The 16,278-nt window shown below is 60.5% G+C and carries 15 protein-coding genes; 11 read left to right on the plus strand and 4 right to left on the minus strand.

What is annotated here, in order from left to right; genetic code table 11:
• Positions 1 to 7 precede the first annotated feature (7 nt).
• The 3 genes from topA to tldD form a co-directional block, all read right to left on the minus strand.
• Entirely contained in the window at positions 8 to 2,599 is a 2,592-nt protein-coding gene (gene topA, locus Q1A44_RS09605; protein WP_299623589.1) for a type I DNA topoisomerase, read from the minus strand.
• A 100-nt stretch (positions 2,600 to 2,699) separates the two neighbouring features.
• On the minus strand, positions 2,700 to 3,854 hold the full coding sequence (gene dprA, locus Q1A44_RS09610; RefSeq protein ID WP_299623591.1) for a DNA-processing protein DprA: 1,155 nt from the start codon (positions 3,852 to 3,854) through the stop codon (positions 2,700 to 2,702).
• Between the two features lie 219 nt (positions 3,855 to 4,073).
• Complete coding sequence (tldD, locus tag Q1A44_RS09615) at positions 4,074 to 5,495, minus strand: metalloprotease TldD (protein WP_299623594.1); 1,422 nt, start codon at positions 5,493 to 5,495, stop codon at positions 4,074 to 4,076.
• A gap of 196 nt (positions 5,496 to 5,691) precedes the next feature.
• Here tldD and coxB point away from each other — a divergent pair, with 196 nt between their 5' ends.
• From coxB to Q1A44_RS09660, 9 genes are all read left to right on the plus strand, one after another.
• The gene (gene coxB, locus Q1A44_RS09620) at positions 5,692 to 6,573 is read left to right on the plus strand and encodes a cytochrome c oxidase subunit II (protein ID WP_299623597.1); all 882 of its coding nucleotides are present in this window, start codon (positions 5,692 to 5,694) and stop codon (positions 6,571 to 6,573) included.
• Positions 6,574 to 6,629: 56 nt separating this feature from the next.
• The gene (gene cyoE / locus Q1A44_RS09625; RefSeq protein ID WP_299623600.1) at positions 6,630 to 7,568 is read left to right on the plus strand and encodes a heme o synthase; all 939 of its coding nucleotides are present in this window, start codon (positions 6,630 to 6,632) and stop codon (positions 7,566 to 7,568) included.
• Positions 7,565 to 7,726: a cytochrome C oxidase assembly protein gene (locus Q1A44_RS09630; RefSeq protein WP_299623603.1), complete on the plus strand. Its 162-nt coding sequence runs from the start codon at positions 7,565 to 7,567 to the stop codon at positions 7,724 to 7,726. The genes cyoE and Q1A44_RS09630 overlap by 4 nt, the downstream gene beginning before the upstream one ends.
• Positions 7,726 to 8,301: a cytochrome c oxidase assembly protein gene (locus tag Q1A44_RS09635; protein ID WP_299623607.1), complete on the plus strand. Its 576-nt coding sequence runs from the start codon at positions 7,726 to 7,728 to the stop codon at positions 8,299 to 8,301. The genes Q1A44_RS09630 and Q1A44_RS09635 overlap by 1 nt, the downstream gene beginning before the upstream one ends.
• A gap of 10 nt (positions 8,302 to 8,311) precedes the next feature.
• Positions 8,312 to 9,145 carry a cytochrome c oxidase subunit 3 gene (locus Q1A44_RS09640; RefSeq protein ID WP_299623610.1) on the plus strand — a complete coding sequence of 278 codons (834 nt, stop codon included), beginning with the start codon at positions 8,312 to 8,314 and terminating at the stop codon, positions 9,143 to 9,145.
• A 101-nt stretch (positions 9,146 to 9,246) separates the two neighbouring features.
• A complete protein-coding gene (locus Q1A44_RS09645) occupies positions 9,247 to 9,930 on the plus strand; it encodes an SURF1 family protein (protein WP_299623613.1) in 684 nt (227 codons plus the stop codon).
• A gap of 3 nt (positions 9,931 to 9,933) precedes the next feature.
• Positions 9,934 to 11,322, plus strand: a complete 1,389-nt coding sequence (gene thrC, locus Q1A44_RS09650) for a threonine synthase (RefSeq protein ID WP_299623616.1) — start codon at positions 9,934 to 9,936, stop codon at positions 11,320 to 11,322.
• Positions 11,319 to 12,581 (plus strand): pitrilysin family protein, encoded by a 1,263-nt coding sequence (locus Q1A44_RS09655; RefSeq protein WP_299623621.1) that lies wholly within the window; start codon positions 11,319 to 11,321, stop codon positions 12,579 to 12,581. The genes thrC and Q1A44_RS09655 overlap by 4 nt, the downstream gene beginning before the upstream one ends.
• Positions 12,581 to 13,165 carry a GNAT family protein gene (locus tag Q1A44_RS09660; RefSeq protein WP_299623624.1) on the plus strand — a complete coding sequence of 195 codons (585 nt, stop codon included), beginning with the start codon at positions 12,581 to 12,583 and terminating at the stop codon, positions 13,163 to 13,165. Before Q1A44_RS09655 ends, Q1A44_RS09660 begins: the two co-directional genes overlap by 1 nt.
• Before the next feature lie 7 nt (positions 13,166 to 13,172).
• Here the strand turns inward: Q1A44_RS09660 and Q1A44_RS09665 are convergent, their stop codons facing one another.
• Positions 13,173 to 13,457: a hypothetical protein gene (locus tag Q1A44_RS09665; protein ID WP_299623627.1), complete on the minus strand. Its 285-nt coding sequence runs from the start codon at positions 13,455 to 13,457 to the stop codon at positions 13,173 to 13,175.
• 246 nt (positions 13,458 to 13,703) lie between these two features.
• Between Q1A44_RS09665 and Q1A44_RS09670 the strand changes: the two genes are divergently transcribed.
• Positions 13,704 to 14,534, plus strand: a complete 831-nt coding sequence (locus tag Q1A44_RS09670) for an MBL fold metallo-hydrolase (protein ID WP_299623630.1) — start codon at positions 13,704 to 13,706, stop codon at positions 14,532 to 14,534.
• Between the two features lie 71 nt (positions 14,535 to 14,605).
• Positions 14,606 to 16,018 carry an FAD-binding oxidoreductase gene (locus tag Q1A44_RS09675; RefSeq protein ID WP_299623633.1) on the plus strand — a complete coding sequence of 471 codons (1,413 nt, stop codon included), beginning with the start codon at positions 14,606 to 14,608 and terminating at the stop codon, positions 16,016 to 16,018.
• The last annotated feature ends 260 nt before the right edge of the window (positions 16,019 to 16,278 follow it).

Raw genomic sequence — 16,278 nt, forward strand, 5'->3', positions numbered from 1 at the left:
CCGCAGCTTATTCCTTGGCAGCGGACTTTTTCGCGGCTTTTCTCTTTGCCGGGGCCTTTTTGGTTGCAGCCTTTTTGCGGGTCGTCTTTTTGGCTGGAGCCTTCTCGGCAATGAGTTGAACGGCCATCTCCATGGTCACGTCGTCAGGCTCTGTGCCCTTGGGGATCGTCGCATTGACCTTGGCCCATTTCACATAAGGCCCGTATTTGCCCTTCATAATATTGACGGGACCGCTCTCGTCAGGATGTTCGCCCAATTCGCGCAAAGGTTTGGCCGCCGCACCACGCCCGCCGCGGCTTGCGACCTTTTCAGCCAGCAGCTGGACCGCGCGGTTCATGCCGACAGTAAACACCTCTTCGAGGCTTTCTAGGTTGGCATTGGTGCCACCCCGATCCGAAGTTGAGGGGGCATGTTTGATATAAGGTCCATAGCGACCGATATTGGCCCAGACCATGATACCGTCTTCCGGGTGCGGACCAATCTCGCGGGGCAGCGACAGCAGGCGCAGGGCTTGCTCCAAGTCCACTTCGGTGGGTGGCCATTCCTTGGGGATCGACTGGCGGGGCGGTTTCTTATTGTCGTCCGTGACCTCGCCGCGCTGTGCATAAGGACCAAAGCGACCTTTGAACACGTAAATCTTGTCGCCCGCATCCTCGCCCAACAATTTGCCTTCGGGCGGAATGCCGCTGTCTTCTTCAGTTCCGGGGGGGCCAAAGGCACGGGTATAGCGGCACTCAGGATAGTTCGAACACCCGATAAATGCCCCACCAGAGCGGGCGGTGCGCATCGACAAACGGCCAAGTCCACAATTCGGACACAAGCGCGGATCGCTGCCATCCTCATTGGGCGGGAACAGGTGCGGTTCCAGCACTTCGTTGATCTTTTCCAGCACGTCCGTGATGCGCAGCTCTGATGTCTCGGCGATTGCTGCGGAAAAGTCCTGCCAGAACCGGCCTAACACGTCCTTGTAGTCACGGTCCCCCGCGCTCACATCATCCAGCTGCCCCTCAAGGTCGGCGGTGAAATCATACCCCACATAGCGGCGGAAATAGTTTTCGAGAAAGGCGATGACAAGCCGCCCTTTGTCCTCTGGTATCAGACGGTTGCGGTCCTTACGGACATAGCCACGATCCTGGATCGTCGTCACGATGCTGGCATAGGTCGAGGGGCGTCCGATCCCCAACTCTTCCATCCGCTTGACCAGAGTTGCCTCGGTATAGCGGGGCGGGGGCTGCGTGAAATGCTGCTCGGGCGTGACCGACCGTTTGTTAGCCTTTTCGCCCTCGGTCACTTGTGGCAGGCGCTTGTCATCGTCGTCCACAACCTCGTCATCGCGGCCTTCCTCGTAGACGCGGAGGAAACCGTCAAAAAGTACAACCTGACCTGTGGCCCGCAGGCCCACCTGCCCATCATCGCTGCCAATCTCAACGGTGGTCCGCTCAAGCCGTGCACCTTCCATCTGGCAGGCCAGGGTTCGTTTCCAGATCAGGTCATAGAGCTTGCGTTGATCATCGTCAGTAATCTTCAGGCTCGCTGCATCCCTCGCCATATCGGTAGGGCGAATACATTCGTGAGCCTCTTGGGCATTCTTGGCCTTATTCTTGTAGATGCGCGGCTGGCTGGGCACGTATTCGGCGCCGTACCGATCCTTGATCGCATCGCGGGCCATGGTCACGGCCTCGGGCGCCATGTCGATGCCGTCAGTCCGCATATATGTGATATAGCCTGCCTCATAAAGCCGCTGCGCCGTGCTCATCGCGGCGCGCGCACCCATGCCGAACTTCCGGCTGGCCTCTTGCTGCAAAGTCGAGGTCATGAAAGGGGCCGACGGATTGCGCGAAGCGGGTTTGGCCTCAACCGATTGGATTTTCAGATCGCGGCTGCTGATTGCCTGTTCGGCCATCTCCGCCTGAGTCTGGTTCTCCAGATCAAATTTTTCGAGCTTCTTGCCCGCCAGGCTAACCAGCCGTGCCTCGTATTCCTGTCCCCGCGGGGACGCTAGCACCGCTTTGACGGACCAGTATTCGCGATTGCGAAATGCCTCGATCTCCATCTCGCGCTCGGTGAGGATGCGCAGGCAAACTGATTGAACCCGCCCGGCGGATTTCGCACCGGGCAGCTTGCGCCACAACACCGGCGACAGGTTGAAGCCCACCAAATAGTCCAAAGCGCGGCGCGCCAGATAGGCTTCCACCAGTGGCATGTCGACTTGTCGGGCATTGGCCATGGCCTCGGTCACGGCCGCTTTGGTGATTGCGTTAAATGTCACCCGGCTGACAGGCGTGTCTTTCTTGATCGACTTGCGCTTGGTCAGGGCCTCTTGCAGGTGCCAACTGATTGCTTCGCCCTCGCGGTCGGGGTCGGTTGCGAGAATCAGCGCATTGTCTTCTTTGAGCGCGTCGGCGATCGCCTTCATGTGCTTTTTGCTGTCGCTTGCGACCTCCCAAAGCATCTCGAATCCGTTGTCCGGGTCGACCGATCCATCCTTGGGTGGCAGGTCCCGGACGTGGCCGTAACTGGCCAAAACGGTATAGTCGTCGCCCAGATACTTGTTGATTGTCTTGGCTTTGGCTGGGGATTCGACAACGACGACAGGCATTTAACAGACGTACCTCAGACAGGAAATTTGACGTGCTCTATGGCCGGGCAAGATGTGGGGTGCAAGTGCCGATTGTCAACAGACCTGGACACCGGTGCGCCTAACTGGCGCGGGACAAGAGCCCGCCGGGGGCACGATTGATGCTGCCATCCAACTCCAACTCGACCAGAGCGGGCGCCACGGCAGAGGCAGGCGTGTTCAGGTCGCGGATCAGTTGGTCTTCGGCCAGGGGCGATGGGCCGAGGCGGGACAGGATCTGGCTGTGCAGGTCGGCCGTTTCGCGCAGACTGCGTCGATCTTGCGGCGGCCGCTCCGGTATGTCGAGCGGCAATTCCGGTGTGTTTCGCGTCGCCAGCGGTGTCAGCGCCTCCAGCACGTCATCCGCGCTCCGCACCAATGTAGCGCCGTCGCGGATCAGCATGTTGCATCCAGAAGCGCGCGCATCCATCGGGTGGCCCGGTACGGCAAGAACTTCGCGCCCCTGATCAAGGGCGTCGCGCGCGGTGATCAGGCTGCCTGATTTCGCGGCCGCCTCAACCACGATGGTGGCCACCGCCACGCCCGAAATGATCCGGTTGCGCGCGGGGAAGTGGCGCGCCATGGGCTGCAATCCCATGGGTTGCTCGCTGATTCTCAGACCGGACTTGGCGAGGTTCTGTGCCAGTTCGGCGTTTTCTGCCGGATAAATCGTATCGACGCCGCCCGCCTGGACCGCGGCCGTACCGGTTTCGAGTGCCGCAATATGCGCAGAGGCGTCGATGCCGCGGGCAAGGCCCGACACAATCACATATCCCGCAGTGCCCAGGTCGGAGGCAAGCTTGCGCGCCATCCGGGTGCCTAGGGACGACGCGTTGCGTGCCCCGACCATGGCGATCATCGGCCTGTGCATCAAACGCGTGTCACCGATGACCCACAAGAAGGGCGGCGCATCGTTGAGATCACCCAAGGCAGAGGGGTAATCGCGGGATCCACGTGCTACCAGCCTGGCACCTGCTGCGCGCCCTGCCTTGAGTTCGGCATGGATGACGCGTTCGGGACAAATAGAATAGCGTTCAACGCCCGCGGCGCGCGCCACCTCAGGCAGCGCGGCCAGCGCGTTTTGCGCGGTGCCGTGTTCAATCAGCAGACGGTAGTACGTCGCAATGCCGACCCGGCGAGAGCGCAACAGACGAAGCCGCATGAACTGGTCGTCTTCCGAGGTGGGTGGGAGTGGGGGGTGAGTGGAAGAAGGATGGGTATCCTTGTCTTCAGTCATCCTACGCTCCGTCCGTTGCTGGGACCGTTATAGAATCGGCAAGGTTAACAATGCATGAAGGAAAGCGACTGCATTCGCCTAAATTCCCCTATTGGTTGAGTATTGTCAGATGGAAACGGGCGGCAGAACGGATCGCGAACAATTCACCGCCTCGCGCCTCCCCATAAATAGCGAGGCTTGAGGTTCACAGTCTGATCAACGTTGCCGAATCAACCAAAGTCAGGCCGCTGATCCGCCGACAGTAAGCCCACCGATCATCAGCGTCGGCTGGCCCACGCCCACCGGCACCCATTGGCCAGCTTTGCCGCAATTGCCCATGCCGGGGTCCAGCGCCATGTCGTTGCCAATCGCGCGGATCTGTTTCAGGGCGGTGGCCCCGTCGCCGATCAGCGTCGCCCCTTTGACGGGCGCACCCACAACACCGTTCTCAACGCGGTAGGCTTCGGTACATGAGAAAACAAACTTCCCATTGGTGATGTCGACCTGTCCGCCGCCAAAACCCACGGCGTAAATCCCGTCGCGCAAATCGGCCACAATATCGCCGGGCGCCACGTCGCCGCCCAGCATATAGGTATTGGTCATCCGCGGCATCGGCGTGTGGGCATAGCTTTGACGCCGCCCGTTGCCGGTGGCCCTGACGCCCATGAGCCGCGCGTTCTGGCGATCCTGCATATAGCCCACCAGAATGCCGTCCTCGATCAGGATATTCTTGGCCGAGGGCGTCCCCTCATCATCCACGGTGATGGAACCGCGCCGGTCGGGGATCGTGCCGTCGTCCAGAACGGTCACACCCGGGGCTGCGATGCGCTCGCCCATCAAGCCTGCAAAGGCGGAACTGCCCTTGCGATTGAAATCGCCTTCCAGCCCGTGCCCAATCGCTTCATGCAGCAGAATGCCGGGCCAACCGGGCCCAAGCACGACATCCATCACGCCCGCCGGGGCGGGGACGGCGTCAAGGTTCACAACCGCTACGCGCAGCGCCTCGCGCGCCTTGGCCTGCCAGTCGGCCCGATCAATCAAACCATCAAGGCCTACACGGCCACCGCCGCCGGCCGATCCGCTTTCGCGGCGTCCGTTCTGTTCAACGATGACCGAGATGTTGAGGCGGCTCATGGGCCGCGCATCGCGGACGCTGACGCCATCGGGGCGCAGAATCTCGACCTCCTGCAAGGATGCGGCCAGAGAGGCCGATACCTGAACAACCCGCGAATCAAGATCGCGGACAAAGGCGTCGACCTCCTTCAAGGTCTCCAATTTGACCGGAAACGTGGCACCGGCGATGGGATCATCAGAGGTATAAAGGTGGCGATTGGTGGCTTGCGGCCCTTCCGCCAGGGTGCCGCCACCATCGCCCACGGCGAGGCGGGCCGTTTCAGCGGCACGGCGCAAGGCACTTTCGCTGATTTCGGTGGAATGGGCGTAACCCGCCACTTCACCGCGCACGGCCCGCAGGCCAAACCCTTCGGACGCATCATAGCTGGCGGTTTTCAGGCGGCCATCGTCATAAACCAGCCCCTCAGAGCGGCGGCGTTCAAAGAAAAGCTCGCCATCGTCGGCCCCTGCGGTCGCCTCACGCAGGATGGCAAGAGCGTCGTCGCGGGCCAGATCATTGTCGAGTGGGGCAAAAGGGGCGTCAGACATGGGCAGTTTCCTGTTTTGTTTTTCAAGGGCCGGGGTGAAATTTCCTGACGCAAGCGTCCGTTTGACGCGGCCAAAACCCTTTATCTTGTTTCCAAGATATGATTGTAAGTCCCGACAATACAACGGGCGGGGTCTGCGGTGCGCGTATCGGCCTTTCTCCGAACCTTGGATGATCCAACAAGATCAGGACGACCAGATGAAAAAGCTTCTCTCGATTTCGGGCGTGTTCAGCGCTTTGGCCGCGGCCCCGGTGTGGGCGCAAGACAACCTTGAGGTCATCGGCAGGCCCATTGACGGTGCTCTGGGCTTTCAGCCCGCCGCGACCGAGGTGGCACGCCGCCTGCAATGGCTGGATGGTATGATCCTGGTGATCATCACCATCATCACGCTGTTCGTGACCGGCCTGATGGCTTGGATCGTGATCCGCTATAACCGCAAGCGGAACCCTGAGCCCGCCAACTTTACCCACAACACCCCGATCGAGATTGCGTGGACGGTTGTGCCGATTGTGATCCTGGTCTTTATCGGTGCGTTCTCGCTGCCGACGCTGTTTCACCAGCAAGAGATCCCCGAGGCGGACGTGACAATCAAGGCCACAGGCTATCAGTGGTTCTGGGGCTATGAATATGTGGACGAGGGCTTTGGCTTTGACGCTTACATGATTGGTGCACCGGCCACGGGGGGCGACAATTCCCTGACGCCCGAGACCGAGGCCGCACTGGTCGAGGCGGGTTACAGCCGTGAAGACTTCCTTCTGGCCACCGACAACGCAATGGTGATCCCTGTAAACAAGACAGTTGTCGTGCAGGTGACGGGCGCAGACGTGATCCATGCCTGGACTGTTCCCGCATTCGGCGTGAAGCAAGACGCCGTTCCCGGTCGTTTGGCCGAGCTGTGGTTCGAAGCCGAAAAAGAAGGCATCTATTTTGGCCAGTGTTCTGAGCTGTGCGGCATCGCCCACGCCTACATGCCGATCACGGTCAAAGTGGTGAGCGAAGAGGCCTATGCCGCATGGCTGGCCGAGGCGAAGGCCGAATTCGCTGGACTGCCGCAGCCTGTGCAGGTCGCTTCCAACTGAATGCGTGCGGCGGGGTGAACCCCGCCCTACGGCGTGATCCAACCCATGGGATTTACATGACCGACGTCAGCTATCAGCAAACGGCACAGACGGGCGAGGCCAGCTTGGGCGATTACTTTGCCCTGATGAAGCCGCGCGTGATGCAACTTGTCGTGTTCACGGCTTTGGTTGGCCTGCTCGCCGCACCAATTGCTGTGCACCCGGTCGTTGCCTTTGCCTCGATACTGTTCGTGGCCATTGGGGCAGGGGCCTCTGGCGCGCTGAACATGTGGTGGGACGCCGATATTGACGGCGTAATGAACCGCACCGCCAAACGCCCGATCCCTGCAGGCAAGGTGACCCCGGACGAGGCTAAGGTACTGGGCTTTGCCCTGTCCGGCATGTCCGTGATGATGCTGGCACTGGCCGCGAACCTCCTGGCAGCATTCCTGCTGGCGTTCACCATCTTCTTCTACATCGTGATCTATTCGATGTGGCTCAAACGCTCGACCCCGCAAAACATCGTTATCGGTGGCGCGGCGGGTGCCTTCCCGCCGGTCATTGGCTGGGTGATTGCGACGGGTTCGATGGCGATTGAACCGTGGTTGATGTTTGCGTTGATCTTTATGTGGACGCCGCCGCATTTCTGGGCATTGGCCCTGTTCATGAAGGCGGATTACCACAATGCTGGCGTGCCGATGCTGACGGTGACGCATGGGCGCACGTCCACGCGCAAGCATATCCTGATCTATACCGTGCCGCTTGTCATTCTCGCAGTCGGCACCGGGTTCACCTCAATCGGCGGACCAGTATATTTGGCAACGGCTCTGGTTCTGAACGCCATGTTCCTCAAGGGCGCCTACGACATTTGGCGCCGGGACGAGGCGCAGGCCGAAGCCGATGGCTACGCCGTCGAGAAAAGCTTTTTCAAACTGTCGCTGTGGTATCTGTTCCTGCATTTCGGGGCCATTCTGGCCGAGGCGCTGTTGCCTGCCGCCTGGGGGATCTGGGCATGAGCATCAAGGCAGAGCATGAAATTCATCAACGCCGCAAAGGTCGCAACGTGGGCGTTGGCCTGATGCTGGCCGCCTTTGTTGTGCTGATCCTGGCGCTGACATTCGTGAAAATTACTGGCGGTGATTTCGAATTGCCCCGCGTGGAGGAGACACAGTAATGGCCATTTCCGCCCCTCAAAAAACAGTCTTGCAGACGGTTGGGCTGGTTGTGTTCATGGGTGGTCTCGCCTGGGCGTCGGTGCCGTTTTACGACTGGTTCTGCCGGGTCACGGGCTTTGGTGGCACGCCTGGCATCAGCGAAGTGGCCTCTGACGACATTCTGGATCAGACAATCACCGTGCGGTTCGACGCCTCGCTTGAGCGGAACATGCCTTGGGATTTCACCCCCGAAGTCCGCGAGATGGAATTGCGGATCGGTGAGACGGGGCTGGCCTTTTATGAGGCCTATAATCCCACTGACAAACCCGTAGCCGGTTCCGCCAGCTACAACGTCGCCCCCTACGAGGCGGGTGGGTTTTTCTCGAAAATCGACTGCTTCTGCTTTGAAGAGCAGGTCCTGCAACCCGGCGAGCGGGTGATGATGCCGGTGACTTTCTATGTTGACCCGGAAATTGTGACGGACCGCGACGCAAAATACGTGCATACGATCACGCTCAGCTATACCTTTTACCAAATCGACCTGCCCGAAGGCTATGCCGCCCTCGACCAGGCCGCCGATACCAACCTGAACTGAGGGACGGACAATGGCCCACGCAAAAAATCACGACTACCACATTCTGGCGCCCTCCAGCTGGCCGCTCTTGGGCGCGGTGGCCGCCTTCTGCATGCTCTTTGGCGGAGTAGTCTGGATGTCGGGCGGGATGACAATCCTGTTCAAATCCGTCGAATTGAGCGGTCCTTGGATGTTCCTGATGGGCTTTGTGGCCGTGCTCTATGTCATGTTTGGCTGGTGGGCTGACGTGGTCACAGAAAGCTCCATCGGGGATCACACGCCCGTGGTGCGGATCGGTCTGCGCTATGGCTTCATCCTCTTTATCATGTCCGAAGTGATGTTCTTTGCGGCGTGGTTCTGGTCTTTCTTCAAGCACGCCATCTACCCGATGAACGAATATGTGGGCAGCACCTATGTGCCGCCAGAATTCTATCAGGTCGATGCGCTGCACTTGCCTTTGATCAACACGCTGGTCCTGCTTTTGTCGGGCTGTGCCGTGACCTGGGCGCACCACGCGTTGGTGCACGAAAACAACCGCAAAGACCTCGTCAACGGTCTGGCCATAGGCATCGTGCTCGGCATATTCTTTACCGGTCTGCAAGCCTATGAATATGGCTACCTGCTGAAACAAGGCTGGGAATTTGGCGGCGACAAGTTCTTCTCCAACTTCTTCATGGCCACCGGTTTCCACGGTTTCCACGTGATCATCGGTACCATCTTCCTGGGCGTCTGCCTGATCCGCGCGATGAAAGGGCACTTCACCCCCGAAAAGCACGTCGGCTTTGAGGCCGCCGCCTGGTACTGGCACTTCGTGGACGTTGTTTGGCTGTTCCTCTTCTTTGCCGTCTACCTCTGGGGCGTCTGATCGCGCCTTGAAGTGACAGCCGAAAGGCGTAAAAACACCGGCGCGCGAGACACCCCTCGCGCGCCTTTTCTTTTGGACACGAGGCTGGAGCCGAGGGCGTTATGGCGCGCATCATCTTCTTTGTGGCAATCGGGTTAGGCGGCGCTGCGATCCTGATCAGCCTGGGCGTCTGGCAGGTCCAGCGTCTGGCCTGGAAGCAGGACCTGCTGGCCCGGATCGAGGCTGAGATTGCCGCTGATCCCGTGCCATTGGCGGATGCGCTGGCGCCGGAATTTCGCCGATATGCCCCAGTAGAGATGACAGGTAGTTTCGCCGAAGGCCACATCCGCATGTTGGCATCGCGCAAATCCATTGGCCCAGTCTACCGCATCATTCGCCCCTTTGAACTGGCCCAAGGGGCGCGCGTCCTGGTGGATACCGGATGGCAGCCTCAATTGGCCGAAGTCGGTGGCGCACCCCAGGTTCGCCTGACGGTCGTTGGTAATCTGGACGCGCCCAATGAGGCCGATGAATTCACCCCCGCCCCTGACATCGCCGCCAATATCTGGTTTGCCCGAGACGTGCCCGCCATGGCCGCCGCCCTGAACACCGATCCGGTGCTGGTGGTTTTGCGCGAAGCGCCGGAAATTGACCTCGCCGTGACGCCCTGGCCCGTAGACAGCGCTGGCATTCCCAACGATCACCTGCAATACGCCATCACCTGGTTTTCGCTGGCCGCGATCTGGATGGCGATGACCACTTATTTCGTGTGGCGCCCCAGGCGTCACGCCGCCTCGAAAGACTGACCTATGCGCTATATCTCGACCCGTGGCACGGCCCCCGCCCTCAGCTTTGAAGAGGCGATGTTGTCGGGCCTCGCCCGTGACGGGGGCCTGTATGTGCCCGAAACCATTCCGACGCTGGATCCCGCCACCATCGCCGCGATGGAGGGCCAAAGCTATGAGCAGATCGCCTATACCGTGATGCGCCCGTTTGTGGGTGACACGTTCAGCGATGAAGAGTTCCGGGCTTGTATTGACCGTGCCTATGCCGGTTTTGGGCATGCTGCGCGCGCACCGATGGTGCAGTTGGATCAGGGACATTTCCTGTTGGAGCTGTTCCATGGCCCCACGCTTGCCTTCAAAGACTTTGCAATGCAGCTGATCGGCCAGCTGTTTCAGACGGCCCTGGCCCGACGCGGGGATCGCGTGACCATCGTTGGGGCCACATCCGGTGATACCGGCTCTGCCGCGATCGAGGCGTTTCGGGGCCTCGACAATGTGGATGTCTTTATCCTTTATCCCCATGGCCGCGTCAGCGAGGTGCAACGCCGTCAGATGACCACGCCCACGGAAAGCAACGTGCATGCGCTGGCCTTGGACGGTGATTTCGACGATTGCCAAGCTGCTCTTAAGGACATGTTCAACGATTTTGAGTTCCGCGATGGCGTGGGCCTTGCCGGCGTGAACTCGATCAACTGGGCACGGGTGCTTGCGCAGGTTGTCTACTACTTCTCATCCGCCGTGGCCCTGGGCGCGCCTGGGCGCAAGGTCAGCTTTACGGTGCCCACCGGCAATTTCGGTGATATCTTTGCAGGGTACATCGCCAAGCGAATAGGGCTGCCCATCGACAAGCTGGTGGTGGCCACGAACCAGAATGACATTCTGCACCGCTGCCTGAGCGGGCAGGGGTACCACAAGGGCGAGACGATTCCTTCAATCAGTCCGTCGATGGACATTCAGGTCAGCTCAAATTTCGAACGCGCGCTCTTTGACGCCTATGACCGGGATGGGGCCGCTGTGGCACAATTGATGGACGAGTTGAAGGCAGGCGGCTTTGACGTGAGCCAAGGGGCGATGCAGACACTGCAAGACACATACGCCTCTGGGCGCGTGTCCGAGGACGAAACCAGCGCGCAGATCACTCAGACGCTGAACACCACGGCCGAGCTGCTTTGCCCCCATTCTGCGGTTGGCGTGAAGGTCGCGGAGGATCAGCGGGTTAAAGGCACACCGATGATCACGCTGGCCACGGCGCATCCGGCAAAGTTTCCCGATGCGGTGAAGGCGGCGACGGGCATTCATCCCCCCCTTCCCCCCCGGATGGCGGACCTGTATGAACGCGCCGAACGGCTGACGCGGGTGCCCAATGACCTTGGTGCGCTCATGGCCCATATCAAGGAAAACCGATCCAAGTGACCACGCAGACCCATCGCCTGAAAAACGGCTTTCGCATCGTGACAGAACATATGCCCGGCCTCGCCTCTGCCTCGGTCGGGGTGTGGGTTGGGGCGGGCGCGCGCCACGAAGCGGCGGACCAGAACGGGATCGCGCATTTCCTTGAACACATGGCGTTCAAAGGGACCAAGCGGCGCAGCGCCTTGCAGATTGCCGAGGCGATCGAAGATGTGGGCGGCCATATCAACGCCTATACCAGCCGCGAGGTCACGGCCTATTACGCTCGGGTGCTGCAAAACGATGTGCCGCTGGCGATGGATGTGATTGCCGATATCCTGCTGAACCCGGTTTTGGACTTGGCCGAGATCGAGGTCGAGCGCGGCGTGATCCTGCAAGAGATCGGCCAGGCGCTGGATACGCCCGATGACGTGATCTTTGACTGGTTGCAGGAACAGGCCTATCCCGAGCAGCCTTTGGGCCGCACGATCCTGGGCCCGTCCGAGCGTGTGTCAGCCTTTGGCCAGGCCGACCTGTCGCGCTTTATCGACCAGCATTATGGACCTGAGCAGATGATCCTGTCGGCGGCAGGTGCCGTGGATCATGACGCCATCGTACGGATGGCAGAGGACCTGTTCGGCCACCTGACGCCCCGTCCGGCCTTGATCGCGGACACCGCAACATTTGCAGGGGGCGAAGTGCGCCAGTCCAAGTCGCTGGAGCAGGTCCATTTTGCCATAGCCTTTGAATCACCGGGATACCGGGACGACGATATCTATACGGCTCAGATTTACGCGAGCGCCCTGGGGGGCGGCATGTCGAGCCGCCTGTTCCAGGAAATCCGCGAAAGCCGGGGGCTGTGCTATACCATCTTTGCTCAGGCCGGGGCGTACAATGACACCGGCATGACCACGATCTATGCGGGCACGTCCGCCGAACAGATCCCCGATCTGGCCACCATCACGGTGGACGAGATGAAACGCGCCGCCAGCGATATGTCCGAAGCCGAAGTGGCCCGTGCCCGCGTCCAGATGAAGGCGGGCCTGCTGATGGGGCTGGAAAGCCCGTCGAACCGGGCCGAGCGTATGGCGCGGCTGATCCAGATCTGGGACAGGGTGCCAAGCCTGCACGAAACTGTGGAGCGCATTGATGCGGTGACCACGGAGGACGTGCGCCGCTTTGCCGAAAACATCGCGAGCACAGCCCCGATGGCGCTTGCGCTTTATGGCCCTGTCGACCAAGCGCCATCCCTGGCACAGTTGCAGGAGCAGCGGGCCGCCTGATGCTCTTGGCAAAGCGGAAATTGCGGATCGAAACGGAGCGGATGACGCTGCGTTCACCCACGCATTCCGATTTCCGATCATGGGCTGCCCTGCGTCATGCCAGCGCCAAACATCTGACCCCGTGGGAGCCAAGCTGGGCCACCGATCACCTCACGCGCAAAGCCTTTACCAATCGGGTCTATTGGGCACAGCGGTCTGTGGCCAGCGGTACGGCGTTGCCACTGTTTCTGTTCAGGCGCAGCGATGATGCGTTGATCGGGGCGATCACACTGGACAACATCCGCCGGGGGCCCGCACAGGCAGGCACGCTGGGCTATTGGACGGGGCAGGCCTATGCGCGCCAAGGCTTTATGCAAGAGGCAATCAAGGCGGTGGTGCACTATGCCTTTACCCGCATCGACCTGAGCCGGATCGAGGCGGCGTGCCTGCCGGAAAACGCGGCTTCTCGGGGCCTGCTGGAAAGCTGTGGGTTCAAGTATGAAGGGGTTGCGCAGAGCTACCTTCAGATCGACGGGCGCTGGCGCACCCATGTCCTTTACGCAGCCCTGCGCATGGACCGACGCGGACGCACCGACGCCGGTTAGCCTCGGGTCAGTGCATCGCTTTCAACGTGAGTGGTGGCGGCAATGGCGGCCCGGGGCGTCTCTTGACCACAGAGCGTGGCCCTATGGTGGCTTTTTGCGCCGCGACGCCTGTTACGGCCGATTTCGCAACAAGTGGGGGGATCGGGGGCACGGGTGCGACGCGGCTTTGTTCCGCCTCTTTCTTGGCCTTGAGCAACAAGAGCGGGTGCGCGCCAACTGGGGCGGCCAGGGTCAGGGCAAGGCCTGCAATCAATGATCCAAAAATGGTCTTGTAACGCGCGCTCGTGCTCATGCTCTGACATCCCTTCTGTTTCGATTTGTTATTAATGACATATGTGTCATTAATAGAGATTGCCAAGCCTTTTGATCCGCAATGAGCGAAATCCCGCATGGTTCTTGTGCAGCAGTGCAGCAGGCGCTGCACCAAAAACGGGCATTTCCCGCCCGTTGCGCGCGTCGGGGCGCGTGGCACGCAGTTGTGAATTTGACTGGTCCTTCCGGGCGCCTAGCCTAGGTCAAAGCGCAGGAGGACAGTCTGATGTTGAAATGGCTCGCCGTGATTTTCGTCTTTGTCGCCAATGTGGCGCACACCCAGCAGGCGGCGCGCACGCCCAGCCATTGTATCGCGCTGGCGGGCGACATCCCAGGGGCCGAGTATGTACACCGCGCCAGCTATGCCGTTGATGTCGCGCCTGAAACGGTGCGTATCCACTATATCTCTCACGCCAGTTTTCTGATCCGCACAGCGGGTGGTCTGAACATGGTCACCGACTTTACAGGCTTTACCGGGAGCGCGCCGATGATCCCGGATGTGGTGACAATGAACCATGCGCACGACACGCATTGGACGGCCAATCCCGATCCCGCGATCCCACATGTCCTGCGCGGATGGGGCGCATTCGGTCAAGGGATCGATCATCGGTTGGATCTGGGCGAGGTGCTGGTGCGCAATGTGTCCACGGACATCCGCTCGCAATGGTCCGGGATCGAAGACAATGGCAATTCGATCTTTGTCTTTGAGGTGGCGGGTCTGTGTATTGGCCATTTGGGGCATCTGCACCACGAACCAAATGCAGAGCAATATGCGGCGCTGGGACGGCTTGATGTGGTGATGGCGGCGGTGGACGGGGGTATGACCGTGGACCTGCCTACGATGATGCGGATCATTTCGCGGCTGCGGTCCTCCATCGTGATCCCGATGCACTGGTTTGGCGACTATACGTTGAACACCTTCCTTGCGGGCATGCAGGAGACGTTTCAGGTGGTTGAGGTGGGTGGCCCGGCCCTTGACGTGTCGCTGGACCGCCTGCCCAGCACACCAACGATCATGGTGTTGCGACCCGCCTGGCTGCGGGTCGAGGCCGAATAAGACCGCCACATTGCGACGCCCTTCGGTTTCTGGCACATGGGGGCAACAGGATGCGCGTGTCGGGGGATAAGATGTTGAATTCATTGACAGCAGAGGCCGAAGCGCGCCTGCGCGCGGCCTTGCCCGACGGTCGGTTTGCACGCGCCGAGGCGCGCCATCTGGAAGAGCCGCGCGGGCGGTATGCGGGGCAGGCAGGGCTGGTCGCCACGCCCCATTCCACGGAAGAAGTGGCCAGCCTGATCCGCATCGCGGGGCAGGAACGGATCGGGGTGATCCCTTATGGGGGGGGGACTGGACTGGTCGGGGGGCAAGTGGCGCCGGACGGGCCGATGCCGTTGATCCTGTCGATGGAAAAAATGTCAGCAATCAGAAAGGTTTACGCAGAGGAGAACGTGTTGATCGCCGAAGCCGGCGTGATCCTGGCAGAGGTCCAGGCGGCGGCAGAGGCGGCGGACCGACTGTTTCCGCTGTCGCTGGCCTCGGAAGGGTCAGCGCGGATTGGCGGGCTTTTGGGCACCAATGCGGGGGGGACAGGTGTGCTTCGCTATGGCAACGCCCGTGACCTCGTTCTGGGGGTCGAAGCGGTGCTCCCCAGCGGTGAAATATATAATGGTCTCAGTCGGTTGCGCAAAGACAACACAGGCTATGACCTGCGCCATCTGATGGTCGGTGCTGAAGGGACTTTGGGGGTGATCACGGCGGCGGCGCTGAAGCTTTTTGCGCGACCTGCAGCGATGGGCACCGCGCTGTTTCAGGTGGCCTCGCCCGGCGCGGCGCTCAGCCTGTTGTCGATGGCGCGGGGACAGGTGGGAGAGGCGGTCAGTGCTTTTGAGCTGATACACCGCCAAGGGTTTGATTTTCTTTCAGAAACCATGCCTCAAGTGCGCAACCCTTGGAGCGAAACGCCGGAATGGTGTGTGTTGGTCGAATTGGGCCTGCCGCAGGGGTTGGACCCGGCGGCGGCCTTTGAAACCCTGTTTAGCAACGCGGTTGAGGCGGGGTTGGTTCAGGACGGGTTGATTGCGCAGAACCAAGGCCAATCCCAGGACTTTTGGACCATCCGGGAGAGCATCCCGGAGGCCAACCGGTTGATCGGCTCTGTCAGTTCGCACGACATCTCCGTGCCGTTGGGGGCGCTGGCGGATTTCATTGTCGAAGGTGGCAAACGTATTGAAAAAATAGGGGAATTCCGCATCAACTGCTTTGGTCATGTGGGCGATGGGAACCTGCATTACAATGTCTTTCCCATGCCTGGGAAAACCCGCGCGGACCATGAGGGGGAGCGTGATCAGATCAAGCGCGTGGTGCATGATCTGGTGCATGAAATGGGCGGTTCAGTCAGTGCGGAGCACGGCATCGGGCGGCTTAAGGTCGGTGATCTGGAACGTTATGGCGATCCTGCGAAACTGACGGCGATGCGCGCCATCAAAGCGGCCCTTGATCCGGTGGGGATCATGAACCCCGGCGCGGTGCTGCGGGGGTGAGTGCGCTGCGTTAACCGTCGGATTTGAGGTCAATTTTGGCGCTTGCCGGGGCGTGACACGGGGGCGAAACGTACAGTTTTGGCCCGATTTGCTACGTTTGAGCGGGCGCTGTCGCGGTGGTTATTGGAGCCTTAGGCGCGAAATGAGCAGTTTGCCTGGGAAAATGTGCATTTTGCCCGCGCCCGTCAGCCTGCGGCGATTCGAATGGTTAATGCGTGCCGATCTGGCGTGGTCTTTTCCTGGGATGTTGGGTGGTCTGT

This window comes from uncultured Tateyamaria sp. (genome assembly GCF_947503705.1).
Taxonomy (GTDB): Bacteria; Pseudomonadota; Alphaproteobacteria; order Rhodobacterales; family Rhodobacteraceae; genus Tateyamaria.